Here is a 2084-nt window from a genome sequence, read left to right as displayed (position 1 = left end):
GCCCTCGCCCCCACCCTCGGAGGCCCCGAAACCACCGCCACGATGAGCCGCGCCCACGCCGAGATCGAACGCCTCTCCCGCCGCATCGCCACCCACCTCCAACTCGCCCGCACCGGCGGGCGTCTGGCCCCCGAACAACTCGACGACCTGCGCTCCTGCCTCTACGGCCTCAATACCGTCCTGCGCCTGCACTTCACCCAGGAGGAAGAGAATTACTTCTCCCTCGCGCCTTGAAAGCGCAGGCCAGGGCCGAGGTTCACAAGAACGGGAGGCGCCCCTGTGAAGGGCCCTGCGCCCGGCGTGGCAGAGGGCTGCGGGGCTTGACCCTCGAGTCAGGTCAAAGGTTTACCGCCGCGCCGGATGAGCCGCCGACGGCCTGGCGCGGGTCGGCGATCAGACCCGGCAGAGTCTGCTCAAGTTCGGTGGAGTCGCTCGTGCAGAACATCCGTCGTACGGCTCGTGCCCGGTCCCGCAGCTCGTCGTTCCCCGAGGCTTGCCCGGTGGCCGTGGGGCTCGGGCCTGGCAACAGGACCTGGATCAGCTCGTGATGTGCTGCGCGGACGACGACGGCGGAGCCGCGAGCGCGGCAACGCTCGCGGCTAGGAAGGTACGGCGGTGCATGTCCTCTGTTCCGGGGTCGGCGGGGACGGCGGCGAGGCAGAGACGATGCGCCGGAATCTCCAGAACCTGCTCAAGGGGAGCGATGGCGGCTTCGTTCGGGGTGACCGGCTCGGTCGGCGGAGCCGGTGGTCGCCGCTCAGGCGCTCCGGGCTCTCTCCTGACGCAGTGGCTTGGCAGTGATCACGGTGGCCATAATGGCGTCGCTGTCGGCGACGCCGCTGGTGACTGGCCTGGTGCTAGGGGAGGGGACGCGCTGTGGCGGGTGAGGTGCTCGATGCTTTGTGTTGGCGGGGACCGGCCTCGGTGAATGTGTTTGTCATCGGTTCCGGCGACGCTCCGTTGCCGGAGGAGGCTTTTCACGTTGCCGGGTTGGTTCCCGACGCCTTTCTGTCGTTCCCTCTGCTGGAGCAGCCCGAAGCCGTCGAGCGGCTTGGTCTGGTGTCGTACGACCTCGACTTTCATGACGCTTCGCTCGATCTGCGCGCGTATACGCGAGCCGCGCTTCGGCGGGTGTGCGCGGACGGGCGGGCGGTGGCGTGGGCGGCTTTCGAGGGGTCGTTCCACTACGACGAACTGCTCAGCGAACGGGTGGCCCACCAGGTCTACGGCTACTGCGTGAGTGGCGCCGAACCGGTGGTCGAGTGGGACATCGCGGTCCTTCGGAGTGACGAGTGGCGCCTTGGAATCGCCGAGGTCCGGGCGGCGTTGGACGCCTTGCTCTCCGACTCGGCGTAGAGTCCGCGTCCGCCTGTCCCCAGTGCGGTGGCCCCTTGCAGGTCGGCGCGATGGCGCTGTGTCACGACGGCTGACGATCCACGGCTGATGGCGGCGACGCGCGACGGGCGTACACCATCCGTTCGTCTTGTGGTTGTCGTCGTGGGAGTCGGTTGCGCCGACCGTCGGTTCGGGTCTGAGCAGAACTCGTGAGGCGGGGGCGGGTGCGCCGCCAGGTCATGGTTCTCAACGCTGGAACCGTCTCGTGCGTATGGGCGTGCAGATAGGGGGAGCGGCGGGATGTCGTGCCCCGTCGGGACCGGCCTTTGTGGGTCGACGAGCGGATACGAGTGCGGACTGCATGGATTCGATCCACGATGACGTAGCGGAACTCGCGTTGCAGCTGAGACGGCTGAAGGAACGTACCGACCGCAGCTACGCGGCACTTGCCCGTCGGCTGGACGTGCACGCCTCGACCCTGCACCGCTACTGCTCCGGTGAGGCGGTCCCGCAGGACTTCGCTCCGATCGAGCGGTTCGCCGTGCTTTGCGGTGCCTCCCCTGAAGAGCGCACGGAGTTGCACCGCCGGTGGATCATGGCCTACGCCGCGCGGCAACGGTCACGTCCGGCCGACCGGCGGCAGGCGTCGGCGTCTCGCGACGCCATGAGCGCCACGGTGTCGGTCGGCTCCTTGGGGGATGGTCTTGACTCGGCCGTCTCCGCGCGTGGTCAGGGCCCGGGTGTGGGGG

General features: G+C 68.7%; 3 protein-coding genes. All 3 read left to right on the top strand.

Annotated features, from left to right (window positions below; genetic code table 11):
* Positions 1-234: hemerythrin domain-containing protein (locus tag AOK15_RS39230; protein WP_205632302.1), on the top strand; the 234-nt coding region annotated here is incomplete at its 5' end.
* 690 nt (positions 235-924) lie between these two features.
* Positions 925-1356, top strand: a complete 432-nt coding sequence (locus AOK15_RS39225) for a hypothetical protein (RefSeq protein ID WP_055523770.1) — start codon at positions 925-927, stop codon at positions 1354-1356.
* Between the two features lie 340 nt (positions 1357-1696).
* A partial coding sequence (locus AOK15_RS39220) for a helix-turn-helix domain-containing protein (RefSeq protein WP_157870513.1) occupies positions 1697-2084 on the top strand: 388 nt, incomplete at its 3' end.

Origin of the sequence: Streptomyces ossamyceticus (genome assembly GCF_001418475.1) — a bacterium.
Classification (GTDB): Bacteria; Actinomycetota; Actinomycetes; order Streptomycetales; family Streptomycetaceae; genus Streptomyces; species Streptomyces ossamyceticus.
The sequence above is the reverse complement of the archived record's forward strand: the minus strand, read 5'-3'. Positions and strand labels throughout refer to the sequence as shown.